General features: G+C 72.8%; 16 protein-coding genes. 7 read left to right on the top strand and 9 right to left on the bottom strand.

Annotated elements, in window-relative coordinates:
* The first annotated feature begins 129 nt into the window (after positions 1-129).
* Positions 130-621 carry a DUF3574 domain-containing protein gene (locus tag ABZV77_RS31320; RefSeq protein ID WP_356264036.1) on the top strand — a complete coding sequence of 164 codons (492 nt, stop codon included), beginning with the start codon at positions 130-132 and terminating at the stop codon, positions 619-621.
* Positions 622-700: 79 nt separating this feature from the next.
* The gene (locus ABZV77_RS31315; protein WP_356264033.1) at positions 701-1,294 is read left to right on the top strand and encodes a DUF4291 domain-containing protein; all 594 of its coding nucleotides are present in this window, start codon (positions 701-703) and stop codon (positions 1,292-1,294) included.
* Between the two features lies 1 nt (position 1,295).
* On the opposite strand, the gene ABZV77_RS31310 is transcribed toward ABZV77_RS31315, so the two are convergent.
* Together ABZV77_RS31310 and ABZV77_RS31305 are read right to left on the bottom strand one after the other, a co-directional pair.
* A complete protein-coding gene (locus tag ABZV77_RS31310; protein WP_356264030.1) occupies positions 1,296-2,735 on the bottom strand; it encodes an SWIM zinc finger family protein in 1,440 nt (479 codons plus the stop codon).
* Positions 2,732-5,698 carry a DEAD/DEAH box helicase gene (locus tag ABZV77_RS31305; RefSeq protein WP_356264513.1) on the bottom strand — a complete coding sequence of 989 codons (2,967 nt, stop codon included), beginning with the start codon at positions 5,696-5,698 and terminating at the stop codon, positions 2,732-2,734. The genes ABZV77_RS31310 and ABZV77_RS31305 overlap by 4 nt, the downstream gene beginning before the upstream one ends.
* A 253-nt stretch (positions 5,699-5,951) precedes the next feature.
* Here ABZV77_RS31305 and ABZV77_RS31300 point away from each other — a divergent pair, with 253 nt between their 5' ends.
* From ABZV77_RS31300 to ABZV77_RS31285, 4 genes are read left to right on the top strand one after another with little or no spacing between them, the layout of a single operon-like run.
* On the top strand, positions 5,952-6,908 hold the full coding sequence (locus ABZV77_RS31300) for a metallophosphoesterase (RefSeq protein WP_356264027.1): 957 nt from the start codon (positions 5,952-5,954) through the stop codon (positions 6,906-6,908).
* A 15-nt stretch (positions 6,909-6,923) separates the two neighbouring features.
* On the top strand, positions 6,924-8,201 hold the full coding sequence (locus ABZV77_RS31295) for an MFS transporter (protein WP_356264024.1): 1,278 nt from the start codon (positions 6,924-6,926) through the stop codon (positions 8,199-8,201).
* Complete coding sequence (locus tag ABZV77_RS31290) at positions 8,198-9,193, top strand: hypothetical protein (RefSeq protein ID WP_356264021.1); 996 nt, start codon at positions 8,198-8,200, stop codon at positions 9,191-9,193. Before ABZV77_RS31295 ends, ABZV77_RS31290 begins: the two co-directional genes overlap by 4 nt.
* A gap of 60 nt (positions 9,194-9,253) precedes the next feature.
* Complete coding sequence (locus ABZV77_RS31285) at positions 9,254-9,667, top strand: RidA family protein (RefSeq protein ID WP_356264018.1); 414 nt, start codon at positions 9,254-9,256, stop codon at positions 9,665-9,667.
* 19 nt (positions 9,668-9,686) lie between these two features.
* Here the strand turns inward: ABZV77_RS31285 and ABZV77_RS31280 are convergent, their stop codons facing one another.
* From ABZV77_RS31280 to ABZV77_RS31270, 3 genes are all read right to left on the bottom strand, one after another.
* On the bottom strand, positions 9,687-10,586 hold the full coding sequence (locus ABZV77_RS31280; RefSeq protein ID WP_356264510.1) for a glycoside hydrolase family 6 protein: 900 nt from the start codon (positions 10,584-10,586) through the stop codon (positions 9,687-9,689).
* A gap of 300 nt (positions 10,587-10,886) precedes the next feature.
* Positions 10,887-11,627: an aspartate/glutamate racemase family protein gene (locus ABZV77_RS31275; protein WP_356264015.1), complete on the bottom strand. Its 741-nt coding sequence runs from the start codon at positions 11,625-11,627 to the stop codon at positions 10,887-10,889.
* A gap of 5 nt (positions 11,628-11,632) precedes the next feature.
* Positions 11,633-13,117 (bottom strand): NCS1 family nucleobase:cation symporter-1, encoded by a 1,485-nt coding sequence (locus ABZV77_RS31270; RefSeq protein ID WP_356264012.1) that lies wholly within the window; start codon positions 13,115-13,117, stop codon positions 11,633-11,635.
* A 166-nt stretch (positions 13,118-13,283) separates the two neighbouring features.
* Here ABZV77_RS31270 and ABZV77_RS31265 point away from each other — a divergent pair, with 166 nt between their 5' ends.
* Entirely contained in the window at positions 13,284-13,982 is a 699-nt protein-coding gene (locus ABZV77_RS31265; RefSeq protein ID WP_356264009.1) for a GntR family transcriptional regulator, read from the top strand.
* On the opposite strand, the gene pip is transcribed toward ABZV77_RS31265, so the two are convergent.
* From pip to ABZV77_RS31245, 4 genes are read right to left on the bottom strand one after another with little or no spacing between them, the layout of a single operon-like run.
* A complete protein-coding gene (gene pip / locus ABZV77_RS31260) occupies positions 13,973-14,926 on the bottom strand; it encodes a prolyl aminopeptidase (RefSeq protein WP_356264006.1) in 954 nt (317 codons plus the stop codon). The two genes, ABZV77_RS31265 and pip, sit on opposite strands and share 10 nt — an antisense overlap.
* A 25-nt stretch (positions 14,927-14,951) precedes the next feature.
* A complete protein-coding gene (locus ABZV77_RS31255) occupies positions 14,952-16,166 on the bottom strand; it encodes an MFS transporter (RefSeq protein ID WP_356264003.1) in 1,215 nt (404 codons plus the stop codon).
* 9 nt (positions 16,167-16,175) lie between these two features.
* Positions 16,176-16,922, bottom strand: coding sequence for a uracil-DNA glycosylase (locus ABZV77_RS31250; RefSeq protein ID WP_356264000.1), 747 nt, complete (start codon positions 16,920-16,922; stop codon positions 16,176-16,178).
* 58 nt (positions 16,923-16,980) lie between these two features.
* Positions 16,981-18,459, bottom strand: coding sequence for a Na+/H+ antiporter NhaC family protein (locus ABZV77_RS31245; RefSeq protein ID WP_356264507.1), 1,479 nt, complete (start codon positions 18,457-18,459; stop codon positions 16,981-16,983).
* Between the last annotated feature and the right edge of the window lie 125 nt (positions 18,460-18,584).

The following is an 18,584-nucleotide window of genomic DNA, read 5'->3' as shown; positions in this document are numbered from 1 at the left end:
GGAAGAAGGGGCATCGGGTGCACCCGGGTCCGCTACGGTTTGCCGCCGTTACGGATCTACGGCTCCCGTGTCCCGTGTGCGCGGGAGCCGGTGCCCCTGCCCCCCCCCCTCCCCGGAAAGGGAATCCCCATGGCCTTCGCCTTCCCCCGCATCTCCGGCACCCGGCTCGCCGTGGCCGCGGCGGCGACCACCGTGCTGGCCGTCGGCGCTCCGGCCGCCTACGCCTCGCTGGACGACGGGGCGAAGCCCGCGCCCGCCTCGTCGGCCGCCGCGTCGACCGTCGCCCGAGGCAAGCCCTTCAACGAGACGCGGCTCTTCTTCGGCACGGAACGGCCCGACGGCGGGCCCGCCGTGACCGACAAGCAGTTCATGGCCTTCATCGACAAGGAGGTCACGCCGGGCTTCCCCGACGGGCTCACCATCCAGGACGGGCGCGGGCAGTGGCGCGACTCCAACGGCAAGATCGAGCGCGAGCGTTCGTACGAACTGATCCTGCTGTACCCGACGACCGAGGCGAAGAAGCGGGACGTCCAGATCGAGGAGATCCGCAGCGACTACGAGAAGGAGTTCGCGCAGGACTCGGTGGCGCGGCTGGACGAGCGGACCAGGGTGGACTTCTGACCGGATCGGACGGACGGGCCGCACCCGGCGACCGTAATTCGCTGGCGGCCCGTCCTCCGCGGCGGCACGCTGATCTCCCATGAACCACCGGATCCGCGCCCTGCACACCGACACGACCATCACCGTCTACCAGGCGTACGCCCCGGAGCTCGGCGTCCCCGCGGCGCGCACCGGACGCTTTCCCGCCGCCTGGAAGCGGGACCGCATGACCTGGATCAAGCCGTCCTTCCTCTGGATGATGTACCGCTGCGGCTGGGCCACCAAGGAGGGCCAGCAGACGGTCCTGGCGGTCGAGATCACCTGCGAGGGCTTCGACTGGGCGCTGCGCCACGCCTGCCTCTCGCACTACGTCCGCGGTCTCCACCCCGACCGGGCCGCCTGGAAGCGCGACCTGCACCGCTCCCCCGCCCGCGTCCAGTGGGACCCGGAACGCGACCTCCACCTGACCGCCCTCCCCCACCGCTCCCTCCAACTGGGCCTGTCCGGCGAGGCGTCCCGCCGCTTCGCGGACGAGTGGACGGTCTCGATCACGGACGTCACCGACCGCGCGCGGGAGATCCACGGCCTGGTCCGGGAAGGGAGCGACAGCGGGCTGGCAGCGGCGGCGCGGCTGCTGCCGGAGGAGCGCACGTACCCGGCGGGTGACGAGCTGCTGGCTCACCTCGGGGCGTGAACTACGCCTCCGCCACGTCCGCCAGCGCCCCCACGGGATCCAGGTCAGCCTCCCCCTCGGGCCACCAGTCGCCGCCGCCCGGCTCGCTCCGGTACGGATACCAGCGGCCGTCCGTTCCGTAGCGGAGCTGGAGCGTGCCCTCCGCGTTCGTGAGGTGGTTGCGGTGGATCGTCATGCGGGGCAGGTCGGCCGCGACCAGGGCGCCGCGGGCCCGGTCGAAGGGGCCCGCCGGGGGGTCCCAGGGGGATTCCAGGACCGCGAGGCCCTCCTCGCCGCCCTGACGCCAGGCCGCCGACGCCCGGGAGAGCTCCGCGGGGGTGCTCCCCACCGACCTGGCCAGCTCGGCGAACTGGCGGCTGAAGGTGCGGCGGCCCGTGAGGCCGGGGTGGGAGGCCGCGAGGCGGACCGCGTCGTGCCAGGGGGACGCGTCCGCGGGGAACGGGTTCGTGCCCGCCACGAGGAACGCGTGGGCCCTGGTCGCCGCGTCCGTGATCAGGAACTCCAGCGCCGTCGGGTCCGGGGCGCCGGGGAGCGCGGGCAGGACCGGGGGCTCGCCCGGGTGCGGCGGGGGCGCGAGCGGGGCGGGGAGCGGGGAGCGGTACTCCGTGGCCAGGGCCTCGCGGGCCAGGACACCCGGGAGAGCGGGGCCGCCGTTATTGGGGGGCTGCTCGGGTGCCTGTTCAGGTGTCTGGTCGGGGGCCTGTTCTCCGGACGGCGACTGCCGATCCGCCGCACGCCGGTCTCCTGTGCCCGTGGCTTCCGCCCTGCGGAGCTCTTCCGTCGCCTCCGCCGCCGACTTCTGCGCGTTGCGCCGCGAGAGTTCGTCCAGCAGGTCCCCTTCCTCGCCGCCGCGCAGCAGCAGGAGCACGAAGGGGTCGGCGTCCAGGAGCCGGGCCGTCTGGTAGGCCAGGGCGGCCGCGTGCTTGCAGGGGTGGCCGCGGTCGGGGCACGTGCAGGAAGGGGCCAGTTCGCGTCCGCCGGGGAGGAGGGGGACGTCCGCCCGGTCCGCCGCGTCGGCCAGGGCGTGCGGCATCTCCTTGTCGAGCAGTGCGGCGATCCGCGCGGGGTCGGTGGCCACCGCGTCCAGGAAGCGGTCCCAGTGTTCGGGAAGCATCGTCCGCATGCGGATCTCCGCGCGGTAGGGGCGGGCGCGGCTGCCGTGGACGTACGCGACGATGCGGCCGGGCGCGACGGTGATGGTGTCGACCGCGCCCTCGCGTGCGTACGTCCGGCCGCGGGCCAGGCGGGCCTGGTCCAGGGCGCTCTCCTCCAGCGCGTCGATCCACGCGTTGCCCCACCAGGAGGTGGCGAAGGGGGCCTGGGGGTCGGGGTGCGCGGGCAGGGCGGGGAAGACGCGGCCGCTGCCCATGCGGCTCGTCTCGCTCATTCCGCTGGCCCAGCCCAGGCCGCCGCCCCGTCCCGGTCCGCCCTGCGGCGTCATGCCGTCCTCCTGAGTGCGACGAGGTCCGCCAGGTCCGCGTCCGACAGTTCCGTGAGTGCCGCCTCGCCGCCGTCGCCGAGCACCGCGTCCGCCAACGCCTGCTTCGCCGCGAGGAGTTCGGCGATGCGGTCCTCGACCGTGCCCTCGGTGACCAGGCGGTGGACCTGGACCGGCTGGGTCTGGCCGATGCGGTACGCGCGGTCGGTGGCCTGCTCCTCGACGGCCGGGTTCCACCAGCGGTCGTAGTGGATCACGTGGCCCGCCCTCGTCAGGTTCAGGCCCGTGCCCGCCGCCTTCAGGGAGAGCAGGAAGACCGGGACCTCGCCCGACTGGAAGCGGTCCACCATCTCCTCGCGGCGCGCGACGGGCGTGCCGCCGTGCAGGAGCTGGGTGGGGATCCCCCGGCCGGCCAGGTGTGCTTCCAGGAGGCGTGCCATCTCCACGTACTGCGTGAAGACCAGGACGGCGCCCGCGCTCTCCGACTCGGCAAGGATCGTGTCGAGGAGCTCGTCGAGCAGTTCCAGCTTGCCCGAGCGCGGGCGGCCGGTGCGGGTCGTGAGCGCGCCGTCCTTCAGATACTGCGCCGGGTGGTTGCAGATCTGCTTGAGCGCCATCAGGAGCTTCATGACCAGGCCGCGGCGTGCCATGCCCTCCGACGCCTCGATGCGGGCCAGGGTCTCGCGCACCACCGCCTCGTACAGCGAGGTCTGTTCGCGGGTGAGGGTGACCGGGTGGTCGGTCTCCGTCTTCGGCGGGAGCTCGGGGGCGATGCCGGGGTCCGACTTCTTGCGGCGCAGGAGGAAGGGGCGGACGAGGCGGGCGAGCCGGTCCAGCGCGTCGTCGTTCGCACCGGTCCCGGTGGGATCGCCGCCCTCCACCAGGCGTGCGTGGCGGGCCCGGAACGCCTTCAGGGGGCCGAGCAGGCCCGGGGTCGTCCAGTCGAGCAGCGCCCAGAGCTCGGAGAGGTTGTTCTCGACGGGGGTGCCGGTGAGCGCGACCCTGGCCGGGGACGGGATCGTGCGCAGTGCCTTCGCCGTCGCCGCGTGCGGATTCTTGACGTGCTGCGCCTCGTCCGCGACGACGAGGCCCCATGTGGTGGCGGCCAGTTCGGGCGCGCTCGTGCGCATCGTCCCGTACGTGGTGAGGACGAAGCCGCCGGTGAGGCCGGTGAGGGTGCGGCCCGTGCCGTGGAAGCGGCGGACCGGCGTGCCCGGCGCGAACCGCTCGATCTCCCGCTGCCAGTTGCCGAGCAGCGAGGCGGGGCAGACCACGAGCGTCGGCGCGGATCCGCCGTCCCTGGTCCGGTGCAGGTGCAGCGCGATGAGGGTGATCGTCTTGCCGAGGCCCATGTCGTCGGCGAGGCAGCCGCCGAGGCCAAGGGAGGTCATGCGGTCCAGCCAGGCGAGGCCCTTGAGCTGGTAGTCCCGGAGGGTCGCGTGCAGGCCGGGTGGCTGCGCCAGTACGTCGAGGTCGCCCGTCACGCGCTCGCGCAGCATCGCCAGCGCGCCGACCGGCACGGCGGGCACCTGCTCGCCGTCCACCTCCGCGGTGCCGGTGAGCGCGACCGACAGGGCGTCCACCGGGTCGAGCAGGCCGAGGTCCCGCTTGCGTGCCTTGCGCACCAGCTCGGGGTCGACCAGGACCCACTGGTCCCGGAGCCGGACGACCGGGCGGTGCGCCTCCGCGAGGACGTCGAGCTCCGCCTCGGTCAGCGGGTCGTCCGACTGGTCGCCGAGCGCAAGCTGCCAGCGGAATTCGAGGAGTTCCTCGGTCTTGAAGAAGTCGAAGTTGTCGGCGGCGGTGCCGGGGGCGGGGCGGACGACGGCGGTGGCGGTGAGGCCGCGGGTGAGCTCCTTGGGCCAGTGGACGGCCACGCCCGCCGCGGCGAGCCGTCCGGCCGCCGCGCCCAGGAGGTCGGACAGCTCCTCTTCGCTCAGCGGCAGCACGTCGGGGCGCGGCCGCTCGAGGAGTCTGCCGAGCGGCGGCCACGCGCGGGCCGCGCGGCGCAGCGCGAGCAGCGTGTCGACGCGGGCGCGCGGTCCGAAGTGGTCGGTGCCCGCCCAGAGTTCCGGCACGTCCGCGACGAGCGCCGGGTCGGCGAGGCTGTGCACCTGGACGACGGCGGCGGCGGGACTGGCCACGGCGGCCCGGGGGACGCCGCCATCGGCCGCTCCGCCGGTGGCCCGGTCGGCCTCCGCCCCGCTCGCGTCACCCCCGTCGAACACCTCGTGCGCCCGCAGGTCGAGACGGAGCGACACGCGGACGCCCGCGTCCATGCCCGCCGCCACCTCGGCCGCCCACTCCCGGGCGCCCGTGAGGTGCTGCGGCTCGCGGGCGGCGAAGGGGGCGCCGACCGCGTGGGCGGCGGCCGGGGTGCGCGGCAGGTCGTCGATCACCGCGTCGACGAAGGCTCTGACCAGGGCGAACGGCTGCGGGAGCAGCAGGGGGGAACCGCCGGGGAGCGGCACCGCGTGCGCCTCGGCGGGGAGTGCCGCGGCGATGGCGCGCAGGTGGACGATGTCGGCCTCGTCCAACGGGCCCGCCCGCCATGCGTCCAGGTCCCCAGGGGTCAGTCCGGGCAGCAGCCTGCCCCGCGCCGCCAGGTGCAGCGCGTGCCGGGCGGCCGCGCCCCAGCAGGCCGCCGAGGGGTGCGGGTGCTCGGCGCGGAGCAGCAGCGGCACCGCTTCGGCGACCGGCAGGAACACCGCGGGCACCGTGCGGCCCCGCGCGCCCTTGCCGTGCTTGCGGGCGACGACGAGGTCGCCCCGCACACCGCCGCCGCCGGACGGCAGCTCCTCGCGGGGCTCCCCGGCCCCGCCGTCCGGGCGCCAGAAGGCGATCCGACCCTCCCGGGGCACCTCCGCGGGAAGGAAGACGGCGGCACAGGAACGCACGAGAGCGGCCCGGGCACGTACGAGAAGGGCATGCTCCTCCTCGCCCGCCGCCCCCGCCTCCGTCACCATCGCCACCGCCGCCTCACTCAGCCCCAGCTCACGCCACCTGTCCCTGGTCCCGCCACCCTAGGCGAGGCCACTGACAACACCGGGCGGCCGCGGCGACCGGCACCCGGCAACCGCAGCGGGACAAGCAGCGCATGAACACTGGAAGGAAAGTTTCCTAACAATAATTCATCTCAAGTTATTGACGCGCACATGCCGTGTCGCCAAGATTCCCCGAGACGGTCCGGCACCCCCCACGCCAACCGAGGAGACCGACATGCCGCTCACCCCTAGCGCCACGAACTCCCGTACGAAAAAAGCCCATTGGGGCATCCCCGTCGCCGCGGGCGCCTCGCTCGCCCTGGTCGGCGGCGTACTCCTGTGGTCCCCCGCCGGGGAGGCCGACGCCTCCCCCACCGCCGCGTCAAGGGCCGCCGGTTTCACGGCGGTCGCCGCGGGTGACATCGCGGAGCAGTGCACCGCGAGCAGCAGCAGCTGCAAGCACCCCAAGACCGCCGCCCTGGTGAAGCAGATCAACCCGTCCTTCGTGATGACCATGGGCGACAACCAGTACGACGACGCCCGCCTGAAGGACTTCCAGAAGTACTACGACAAGACCTGGGGCGCCTTCAAGAGCAAGACGAAGCCCGTGCCCGGCAACCACGAGACCTACGACCCGGCGGGCGCGCTCAAGGGCTACAAGTCCTACTTCGGGTCCGTCGCCTACCCCGACGGCAAGAGCTACTACAGCTACGACCAGGACAACTGGCACTTCATCGCGCTCGACTCCAACAGCTTCGACGACGACGAGCAGATCGACTGGCTCAAGGACGACCTCGCCGCCAACTCCAAGAAGTGCGTGGCCGCGTACTGGCACCACCCGCTCTACTCCTCCGGCGAGCACGGCAACGACCCGGTGAGCCGCCCGGTCTGGAAGCTGCTCTACGAGAACAAGGCCGAGCTGGTCCTGAACGGCCACGACCACCACTACGAGCGGTTCGCCCCGCAGAACCCGGACGGCAAGGCCGACGCCAACGGCATCGTCGAGCTGCTCGGCGGCATGGGCGGCGCCAACCCGTACAAGATCGAGGAAGTCCAGCCCAACAGCCAGAAGCGGCTCACCGACACCTTCGGCGTCGTGAAGCTGAACTTCACCGACACCGGCTTCTCCTGGAACCTCGTCGCCACGGACGGCTCGACGAAGGACACCAGCCCGTCCTACAGCTGCCACTGAGACGAACGCGACGCCATGTATCTGGCCACCACCGACGCGGTCGCCAAGACCTCGGAGCAGTCCGAGGTCCGGCGCGGCCGCGTCGCGGGACCCGTCCTCGCGCTCGGCGCGGTCAGCCTGGTCACGGACATCTCCTCCGAGATGGTCACCGCCGTCCTGCCGCTCTACTTCGTCCTCCAACTCGGCCTCTCCCCGCTCCAGTTCGGCTTCCTCGACGGGCTCTACAACGGAGTCACCGCCCTGGTGCGCCTGGCGGGCGGGTACGCCGCCGACCGCGGCGGCCGCCACAAACTGGTGGCGGGCGGCGGCTACGCCCTCTCCGCGCTGTCCCGGCTCGGGCTGCTGCTCGCGGGCGGCGCCACCGCCGGGATCGGCGCGGCCCTCGCCGCCGACCGCATCGGCAAGGGGGTGCGCACCGCGCCCCGCGACGCGCTCATCTCGCTGAGCAGCCCGCCCGACACCTTGGGCCGCGCCTTCGGCGTGCACCGGGCGATGGACACGACGGGCGCGCTGCTCGGGCCGCTCGCCGCGTTCGCGCTGCTGTGGGCGACCGCGGACGCGTACGACGCCGTGTTCGTGGTCAGCTTCTGCTTCGGGCTGCTCGGGGTGCTGATGCTGGTCGCGTTCGTGCCGGGCCACCAGGTGGGGACGGCCCCGCGACCGCCCGCCCCCGCCGTGCGGAGTCCCGGAGCGCGGCGCCGAGGAGCGCTCGGGCTGCTCCGCGTCCCCGCCTTCCGGCGCGTCCTCGTCGCGGCGGCGCTGCTCGGCGCCGCCACCATCGGCGACGCGTTCCTCTACCTCCTGCTCCAACGGCGGCTCGACTTCGCCATCTCGTGGTTCCCGCTGCTGCCGCTGGGCGCCGCCGCCGTCTATCTGCTGCTCGCGATCCCCGCCGGACGGCTCGGCGACCGCATCGGGCGCCGCGTGCCCTTCCTCGCCGGGCACGTCGCGCTGCTCGGCGGTTACGTCCTGCTGCTCGCGCCCACCGACGGCTGGCCGCTCCTGATCGGCGTCCTGCTGCTCCTCGGTGTCTTCTACGCGGCCACCGACGGCGTCCTGATGGCGCTGGTCGCGCCCGTGGTCGCCCAGGAGCGGCGGGCGAGCGGGATGGCCGTGCTGCAGACCGGGCAGGCCCTTGCCCGGCTCGTCGCCGCCGCCGGGTTCGGTGCGGCCTGGACGTTGTGGGGCGTCCAGGCCGCACTGACCTGCGCGGTGCTCGCGCTGACGGTGGCGCTCGCCGGGGCGGCAGCCCTGCTCCGGCCGTCCGAAAAGTCTCCCGGAGGGCCCTCATGACGTCACCTCTCAGCTCCCTGCGCTCCCGGGTCGTCGCCGTCACCGCGGCCGCCGCCGTCCTCACGGGGGTCGCCGTCACGTACACCCTGCACGCGGCGCAGCGCGCCGAATCGGCCGACGCCACATCGGAGTTCGGCCTGGACCGCGGGAAGCTCTACTTCCGCAGCACGGAGGCGGGGGCGGGCCGGGTCGCACGCGTCCCGGCCGCAGGCAAGGCCGCCCGCACCACCGGCGGCCCGACCTGCGAGCGCTTCTACGCCGCCGCGGGCACCGGCCTCTGCCTGCAGCGCAGGTCCGGGATCCCGCCCAAGTCGTACGCGGTCGTCCTGGACGACCGGCTCCGCGAAAAGCGCCGCATCGCGCTCACCGGCATCCCCAACCGGGCGCGCGTCTCGGCGTCGGGCCGGATGCTGTCCTGGACGATGTTCGCCACCGGCGACTCGTACGCGGGCTCGTCCTTCTCCACCCGCACCTCGATCCTGGACACCCGCACCGGCTACCTCATCAAGAACATGGAGGAGATCCCGCTCACCCTCGACGGCCGCCGCTACCACTCCCCCGACGTCAACTACTGGGGCGTGACCTTCGCGAAGGACGACAACCGCTTCTACGCGACCGTCTCGACCAAGGGCCGCACGCACCTCGTGCAAGGGGACATGAAGAAGTGGGCGGCGACCACCCTGCGCACCAACGTCGAGTGCCCCTCGCTCTCCCCCGACAACACCCGCATCGCCTTCAAGAAGCGGGTCCGGAAGGGCACTCAGGATCCGTGGCGGCTGTACGTCCTGGACCTGCGGACGATGCGCGAACGCCCCCTCGCCGAGCGGCACAGCGTCGACGACCAGGCCGCCTGGCTCGACGACGACACCCTCGCGTACGCCCTGCCGGGCGAGGACGGCCGCAAGCAGGACATCTGGTCGACCCCGGCCAACGGCTCGGGCAGCCCCACTCTGCGGATCCGCGGCGGAAGTTCACCGGCGGCGGTGCGCTGAGGGGGCACGGCGGACGAAATTCGGATGCGGCACCCGGCCCGACTACCGCACGATCACCGCATGACCGCCCCCGAACGCACCGTCGTGCCCACCCTCTTCCCGCCGCCCGGATACGCCCACGCCGCCGTGGTCGAGGCCGGCACCAGGATCGCCTTCATGGCGGGCTCCGTCCCGCTCGACCCCGAGGGGAACGTCGTCGGCGAGGGTGACGTCACCCGCCAGACCGCGCAGGTCATCGCCAACCTCGACGAGGCCCTGCGCGCGGTGGGCAGCGACCTGTCGCAGGTGGTCGCCAGCACGGTGTACGTGGTCGGCACCGAGCCCGCGCCGCTGACCGAGGCGTGGGAGGTCGTGCGCGGCTCCGCCCTGCACGCGGGCCCGCACACCTCGACCCTGCTCGGCGTGTCCTGCCTCGGCTACTCCGGACAGCTCGTGGAGATCACGGCCACCGCGGTCGTGCCCGATCCTTCATAGGCCCCAGGACCTCAGGGCCCTAGCCGCGCGCCCGCTTGGCGAGGCCCAGTGCGTACTCCGGCCACCACCGCCCGGCCTGCGGCCCGCCCCGGCACGTCCCGTCGGACTCGCCGGGCCGCTTGATCCACAGGTAGGCGTCGAGGGCGGGGTCGCCGGTCCTGCCGGTGGGCGGGGTACCGAGGGCGCGGCCGGGCGGGTTGCACCAGGACTGGGCGCCGCGGAAGGGGCCGTTTCCGTTGCGGCTGCTGTCGATGACGAAGTGCTTGCCGCCGCCGAGCTCCTTGGCGAGCCGGTGTCCGTAGTCGGAACTCACCTTGTTCGTCTGGTAGTTGGAGACGTTCAGCGCGAAGCCGTCGGCACGGGCGATGCCAGCCCGGCGCAGCGGGGCGACCAGGCGCCGCTCGTCGGGGATCCAGCTCGCGTTGCCCGCGTCGACGTACACCTTCGTGTGCGGCTGCCGCTTGAGGCGCTGGATCGCGTACGCGAGCAGGCCGTACCGCTCGGCGGCGTTCGCGCGCGGGCAGCCCGCCACCAGCTGGGCGACGGCGTCCGGTTCCAGGATCACGTACGCGCCCCGGGTGCCGAGGCCCGCGGCGAAGCCGTCGATCCACCGGCGGTAGTGGGCGGCGTCGCGGGCGCCGCCTGACGAGTACGCGCCGCAGTCGCGGTGCGGGACGAAGTAGGCGACGAGGACCGCGGTGCGCCGCGCCTTCGCCGCCGCGTCGACGTGGGCCCGCACGATGGGGCCCGCCCCGTCGTCGTTGAGCCAGGAGGCCTGGGGCCGCCCCGCGATGCGGTCGACGAAGCGGGCGTCGGCGACACGGCCCGCCCGCCGCCACTGCGCGGCCTGGCGGGCGGCGGCGCTCTGCGGGTCGACCCAGAACGTGGGGGCGGCCGCGGCGGCGGGGGCGGCGTCCACGGACGGCGCGCCGACGGCCTGCCCGCAGCCGGTCGCCGCCGCGCCCAGGAGGAGGGCCGCGGCCAGGGCGGCGGAGGCCCGGGACACGGCCCAAGGGGCGGCCCTCGGGCGGCGGGTACGGGCATGGGAGCGGGAATGGTCACGGGGGCGGGGACGGAGGCGGTGAGGGAAGGACGAGGACACCGGGCGGCTCCACTGGCTCGGCGCCGGTCCTGCCCGGCGCATTCCCCGGAGTCTGCGGTCGGCCCGCCCCCGCGGCGGCGCACACGCCTGCCGCCGCGACGACGGTTCACCCATAAATCACTCCGACGGCGGCCTCCCGCGCCCCGTCCCCCAAGTGCGCCCCTTCGGAAGGGGTTTGGCATATGCGCCGACGCGGCTGGTGGTCAGGCCGAGTCCGACGAGCGACTCGGCGAGCCGCACCGCCGCGCCGACCCCGTCGACGACCGGCATGCCGAGCTTCTCGCCGACGGCCCGCTGCAGCCCGGTCATCCCGGCGCAGCCGAGGACGAGCACCTCGGCCCCGGCGTCCCTGGCGCGCTCACCGGCCGCGAGGAACGCCCGGACGGTCCGCTCCTCGTCGCCCAGGTCGAGCACGCCGAGCCCGGTGCCCACGACGACGGCGCAGTTCCGCGCGACGCCCGCCGCGTGCAGGCTGTCCTCGATCTGGCCGCGGGCCCGGTCGAGGGTGGTGACGACGCCGTACCGCCGTCCGAGCAGACAGGCCAGGTGGGCGGCGGCCTCGGTGATGTCGACGACGGGGACGTCGAGGAGCTCCCTGGCGCCCTCGCGGCCGTGCTCGCCGAACCCGGCCATGACCACGGCGTCGTAGGGCTCCCCCGACGCGTCGTGCGCACGCAGCGCGTCGAGGACGGCGGCCGCCGAGAGGTAGCTGTCGAGCCAGCCCTCGGCGGACTCCACGCCCCAGGCGGGGGTGAGCCCGGTGACGGTGGTGCCTGCGGACGCCGCGTCGCGCGCGCCCCGCACGATCTCCTCGGTCATCGACCGCGTCGTGTTGCAGTTGGTGACGACGATGCGCACGCGCCTCAGCCCTCCGCCCCGGTGGCGGAACCGGTGGCGGAACCGGCCACGGCACCGGCCGCCGCCCGTTCCGACCGGCACAGCCCCGCGTACAGCAGCGCCGCCGCCACCGTCCCGATGAACCAGGAGTAGGGCGCGACCTGGTCGAAGAACGGCACGAGCGCGCAGACGGCCGCCGCGCCCGCCGTCGGCAGGAAGGCCCACAGCGCCCGGGGATTGACGCCCTTGCGGTAGTAGTACGCCGATCCCGGCTCGGCGCTGAACAGCGCCTCCTCGTCGATGCGTCCGCGCTTCACCCAGTAGTAGTCGACCGCGATGATGCCGAACAGCGGTCCGAGGAAGGCGCCGAGGCCGCCGAGGAAGTAGTTGACGACGGTCGGGTTGGAGTAGAGGTTCCACGGCGTGACGAGCAGCGCGGCGACCGTGGAGATGATCCCGCCGATCTTGAAGGTGATCTTCTGCGGCCAGACGTTGGCCAGGTCGTACGCGGGCGAGACGAAGTTGGCGACGATGTTCACGCCCATCGTGGCGACGGCGAAGGTGAGCGCGCCGAAGACGAGGACCCAGGTGTTGCCGATCTCGGCGACGAGTTCGGCGGGGTCGGTGATGGCCTTGCCGAAGACTTCGAGGCTGCCCGCCGTGACGATCACCGAGAGGATGACGAAGGCCGTCGAGTTGATGGGCAGGCCCCAGAAGTTGCCGCGCTTGACGGTGCGGTAGTCGGGGGCGAAGCGCGAGAAGTCGCAGAAGTTGAGCATCAGCGTGCCGTAGGTGGCGAGGATGAGGCCGATCGCGCCGAACCACTGCCGGACCTGTTCCCCCGTGGAGACCGGGTGCGGGGTCGAGGTGAGCGAGATGGTCCACCCCGCCTTCCAGAGGACCCACACGGCGAGGGCGATCATCACGATCCAGATGGCGGGGCCGCAGAAGTCCTGGAACTTGCGTACGGACTCCATGCCCCGGGTCATGATCAGCCCCTGCACCAGCCACAGGGCGACGAACGAGCACCAGCCGAGGGCGTGCAGCCCGAGGAAGGAGTGCTCGGTCCACGGCTCCAGGCCGGGGAAGGCAGCGATCAGCATGACGTTGACCGCGATGGAGGCGAGATAGGTCTGGATGCCGTACCACATGATGGCGATCACGGCCCGGATGAGGGCGGGGATGTTGGCGCCCCAGACGCCGAAGCTGATGCGGCTGACGACGGGGAACGGCACGCCGTGGCGCTGGCCGACGCGCCCCATCAGATTCATTCCGGCGTAGATGAGCACGAAGCCGACGAGGAGCGAGGTGAAGATCTGCCAGACGTTGAGGCCGAGCACCAACAGGCCCGCGGCGAAGGTGTAGTTGCCGAGGTTGTGGACGTCGGACATCCACAGGGCGAAGAGGTCGAAGACCTTCCACTTGCGTTCGGCCGTGGGGGCGAGGTCTTCGTTGGTGAGGCGGGGATCGGGGACAAAGGCGGGCGCTTCGGTGCGTTGGGCGAGGGACACGGGGCCTCCTGGAGGGGGACGGAGGTGCGGCACGCTGTGACCCTTTGGTATGCCAAACTTTGGTATACCAAAGATGCCGTCATGTTCCCGCCACCGATGGCGCCCGGCAATGTCCGTACGGTTACGAATCGGTAAATCGACGCGGGGTTCGGCCATGATGGACGTCATGACGACCGTGGAGCAGCCGCTGGGTGCCGTACGCGAACGCGTGCTCGCCGAGCTGCGGCAGGAGATCATCGCCGGGCGCCTGGGACCGGGCGACCGGCTGGTCGAGCGTGAACTCGCCGACCGCTTCGGGGTGTCCAGGGTGCCCGTGCGCGAGGCGATCCGCGCCCTGGTCGCCGAGGGCTTCGTCACCTTCGAGACGCCGCGCAGGACCGTGGTGCGCCCCCTGACCCGTACGGACGTGTCCGAACTCTTCGAGCTGCGCGAGGCGTTGGAGGTCTATGCGGCGGGGCGCGCGGCCGAGCGGGCCACGAAGGAGGGCCTCGCGGAGCTGAAGTCCCTGCTCGGCCTGGCCGCGAAGGCGACGCGCACGGCGGACGCCGAGGCGATCACGGACATCAACACCCGCTTCCACGACCGCATCCTCGCGATGGCGGGCAACTCCCTGCTCACCTCGGTGATGGAGCCGGTCGACGGCCGTCTGCGCTGGATGACCCGGCGCAACGAGGAGTGGCCGCACCTCCTCGCCGAGCACCGCGAGCTGTACGAGGCGGTGGCGTCCGGCGACGCGGAGCGGGCGCGCGCGCATGCGCTGGCGCACGTGCGGACGAATTACGAGTCGACGGTCCGGCACCTCTTCGGCGAGGGCGAGGAGGGTGGGGGCCAGCAGAACGGGGAGGGCGACGCGGATCAGGCCTGACGGAACCGGTCCGTCGCCGCCACCAGCTCCTCCGTGATGCCGCGCGCCCCCGCGTCGTGCCCCGCGAGGTCGACCAGGACCAACTCGCTGCCGGGCCACGCCTGGTGGAGCCGCCACGGGATGCCGACGAGGTTCCCGAGGTCCAGGCTGCCCTGCACCAGCACCCCCGGAATCCCCCGGAGGGACTCCGCGTCCCGCAGGACGACCTCGTCGCCGCCCAGCCAGTGGTCGTGGGCCCAGTAGTGCGTGACGGTGCGTGCGAAACCGGCCCGGAACGCCGCGTCCTCGTAGCGCGGCACGGACCGCGGCGGCGCCGGAACGCACGCCGTCTCCCAGTCCGTCCAGGCCCGCGCGGCGGTGGCCCGCACATCCGGGTCCGGCGACTCCAGGAGCCGGTTGTAGGCGGCGGCCAGATCCCCGTCCCGCTCCCCCTCCGGCACCCCGTCGCGGAACGACTCCCACGCCTCGGGGAAGATCCGCCCAAGCCCCCGCGTCAGGAGGTCCACCTCGGCGCGGCTGCCCGTGGCGATCCCCGTGAGGACCAGTTCCGAGACCCGGTCCGGGTGCGTCTGCGCGTACCGCAGGCCCAGCACGGACCCGAACGAGACGCCCCACACGAGCCACCGCTCGATGCCCAGGTGGCGCCGCAGCAGCTCCAGGTCGGCGGTCAGGTGCTTGACCGTGTTGACGCCCATGTCGGTCGCCGGGTCGCTCGCGTGCGGTGTGGACCGGCCTGCGCCGCGCTGGTCGAGCAGGACGATCCGGTACGCGTCGGGGTCGAAGTACCTGCGGAAGAAGGGCGTGCAGCCGGATCCGGGGCCGCCGTGCAGCACCACGGCGGGCTTGCCGTGCGGATTGCCGCAGGCCTCCCAGTACACGCGGTTGCCGTCGCCGACGTCGAGCATGCCGTGGTCGTAGGGTTCGATGTCCGGATAGAGGCCCATCGGGGCAGCGTAACGGCGCCCCCCGTCACTCCGCCTTCGCGTTTCGCATGCGCCCGTAGGCGTACACGCAGCCCGCGAGCGCCAGGTCGGAGAGGAGCATGAAGCCGATCGAGTACGAGTCCTTGGCGCTGTAGATCGCACCCATGACCAGCGGCGGCAGGAACCCGCCGAGACCGCCGACCGCGCCCACGATGCCCGTGACGGAGCCGACCTGCGGCTGCGGGGTGACCTGGGAGACGAGGGCGAAGACGCTGCCGCTCGCGGTGCCGAGGCCCGCCGCCATGAACAGGAAGCAGATCGTGCCCATCGGGTTCAGCGTCGGGTCGAAGGCCTGCATGACGGCGAAGAGGGCGACGACCGCGAGGGCGACCGTGGTGACCGTGGCCGGGTGGATCCGGTCGGAGAGCCAGCCGCCGATGGGCCGGAAGATCACGGTGACGAGTGCGAAACCGGCCGCCTTGGTGCCCGCGTCGGTGGGCGAGAGGTCGTACCAGGTCTTCAGGTACGTGGGCAGGTACACCCCGAAGGCGACGATGCCGCCGAAGCCGATCGCGTAGAGGGCGGAGAGCTCCCACGTGACCCTCAGGTGCCCCGCCTGCCCGAGCCGGGTGCCGAGGGAACTGGTGGGGATCGGCCGGTCGGGGCGGTCGGTGATGAGGAGCGCGGCGAGCACCGCGAAGGCGGCGAGCGCGATCGCCACGATGATGAACGGCAGATTCTCGCCGTGCTTGGCGATGCGCGGGGTGAAGTAGCCGGAGAGCGCCACACCGCCCATGCCCATGCCGAAGACGCCGAGGGCGAAGCCCCTGCGGGCGGGCGGGAACCACGAGTTCACCAGCGGGATGCCGATGGCGAACGTCGTACCGCCGAGGCCGAGCAGGAAACCGACCGCCAGCATCGCGCCGAAGCTGTGCTTGGCCGGAATGATGAGCAGCACCGGGATGATCGTGAGCGCCGAGACGAGCGGGAACATCTTCCGGGCGCCGTAGCGGTCGGTGAGCGCGCCGACCGGGACGCGGCCCAGCGAGCCGACGATCACCGGCACGGCGACCAGGAGCGACTGTTCGAAGGAGCTCAGGTTCAGCCGGTCCTTGAAGTCGCTGCCGAGCGGCGCCACCAGGTCCCACGCCCAGAAGGTCAGCGTGAACCCGAGGGTGGCCAGGGCCAGGTTGCGATAGGCCGCACCGGACGGCTTGGCCGCGGGGGCGCTTGCGGGCTTGGCTGCGCGAGTCTCGTCCACGTCCTCACGCTAGGAATCGGCGCCCGGCCCGGCTAGCTCTGCTGGGCCGTTCGGGTGCAGACCGGCCACGGAGGCCGCCGTGCGCAGCGCCTCCCGCAGCATGCCCGGCGTGAGGCGCCCGGTGAACGTGTTGCGCTGGCTGACGTGGAAACAGCCGAAGACGTCGAGCGGCTCCTGGTCCTGGCCGCCCGCGAGCCGTGCGTGCGCTCCGTGCCCGAAGGCCGGGCGCGGCTTCGGCACCTGCCAGCCCGCCGCGGTGAAGGCGGGGAACGCGGCCTGCCAGCCGAAGCCGCCGAGCACGATCACCGCCCGGAGCGTCGGGGCGAGCAGTTGCAGCTCGCTCACCAGCCAGGCGCGGCAGGTGTCGCGCTCCTGTGTGGTGGGCTTGTTGGCGGGCGGCGCGCAGTGCACGGGCGAGGTGATGCGGGTGCCGTACAGCGTCAGGCCGTCGTCGGCGCGCTCCGCCGTGGGACGGGAGGCGAGCCCGACGTCGTACAGCGCGGGAAAGAGGAAGTCGCCCGAGCGGTCGCCGGTGAACATCCGGCCCGTGCGGTTGGCGCCGTGCGCGGCGGGCGCGAGGCCGACGATCAGGAGCGCGGCGTCGTGCGGCCCGAAGCCGGGCACGGGCCGCCCCCAGTACTCCTGGTCGGCGAAGGCCGCGCGCTTGGTGCGCGCGACCTCCTCGCGCCACTCGACGAGACGGGGGCAGGCGCGGCACCCGGTGAGGCGCCGGTCCAGTTCACTCAGGCCGTCCATGTCCACCACCGTACGGACGCCGACACCGTACGTACGCCGACACCGGCGCCGCGCCCGCTCAGGTCACCGCGGCACCCAGCGCCACGAACCCGCAGATCAGCACGGCGAGCAGGGCCAGCAGCGGCCACACGAACCGCAGGTACTTGTCGTAGCCGACCTTCGCGAGCGCCACACCGCCGATGGTCACGGCCGTCGTCGGCACCCACAGGTTCATCCAGCCGCTGGCCGCCTGCCAGGCCGTCACGACGACCGCGCGCGAGACACCGGCGAAGTCGGCGAGCGGGGCGAGGATCGGCATGGCGAGCGTGGCGTGCCCCGAGGTGGAGGGGATCAGGAAGGCGAGCGGCAGGTTCACCAGGAAGACGATGACCGCGAAGAGCCCGGACGACGTCCCCTTCACGACCCCCTCGATGGAGTGCAGCACGGTGTCCGTGATCTTCGAGTTGTTCATGATCGTCGTGACGCCGCGGGCGAGCAGGATGACCAGCGCGGGCGAGACGAAATCGGCCGCGCCCTGGATGATCGTCGAGCTGAGCTTCTGCTCCCCCATCCGCGCGACGATCCCGACGAGCACCGCCGCGCACAGGAAGAGCGCGGCCAGCTGCGGGAAGGACCAGCCGAGTTCGAAGCCGTACGGCGTCGCGTCGGCCTTGCCCGTCAGCGCACTCGACCAGGGCACGACCGAGAAGATCATGAAGGCGAAGACGAGTGCCGTGGTGACGAGCACCGCCTTGTGCAGACCGGTGAGTTCGGGGACCCCCGAGACCCCAGCGGCCCCGGCGGTGCCCGCGGCGGCCTCCCCGCGGTCCCGGTCGCCCGGCAGGAAGCCGGACAGCGAGCGCTCCGGATCGCGCCGGACGCGCTGCGCGTAGCGGATGACGTACGCGACGGTGACCCCGGTCAGCACGACCCACATGGCGGAGCGCAGCACGATGCCGTCGCCGAGGGAGATGCCCGCGGCGGACGAGGCGACGCCCGTCGCGAAGGGGTTCACGGTCGAGCACAGCACACCGACCCCCGCGCCGAGGATGATCGCGCCGACGGCGGTCATGCGGTCGTACCCGAGGGCGAGCATCAGCGGCACGATCAGCCCGTAGAAGCCGAGCGTCTCCTCCGCGAAGCCCTCGACCGTGCCGAGGACGGAGAACACGACCATGACGCCCGCGATGAGCAGCGCCCCGCGCTCGCGCAGCCGGTGTGCGAGCCGTCCGATGCCGCGGTCGAGGGCGCCGGTCGCGAAGACGACGGTGATGAAGGCGCCGATGGCGAGGACGAAGAGGAAGACACCGGCGCTGCCGTACAGCGAGCCGACGTTGTCGGGCGCGACCAGCGAGGTCTTCTCGTCCTGGATGCCGTAGAGCCCGTTGACGGGTGACAGGAAGAGGTCGTTGAGGCGGTCGACGAAGGACTGCCCGGAGTCGACGCGGTGGTAGGTGCCCTCGACGGGGGCGCCCGACTTGTTGCGGTCGTACTGCCCCGAGGGGATGAGGAAGGCGAGCAGCCAGACGGCGACGGTGACGATCGCGAGGACGGTCAGGGCGCTGGGGAAGGTGAACTTGCCCTTTCCTGGCGGACTTTCACCCGCCTCCTTCGGCTCTCCCGGCTCGTTCGGCCCTCCTGGCTCGTTCGACCCTCCCGTCCCCCCACCCACAGGCGTCTCTG

The sequence above is a fragment of the Streptomyces sp. NPDC004732 genome (assembly GCF_040609235.1).
Lineage (GTDB): Bacteria > Actinomycetota > Actinomycetes > Streptomycetales > Streptomycetaceae > Streptomyces.
The sequence above is the reverse complement of the archived record's forward strand: the minus strand, read 5'-3'. Positions and strand labels throughout refer to the sequence as shown.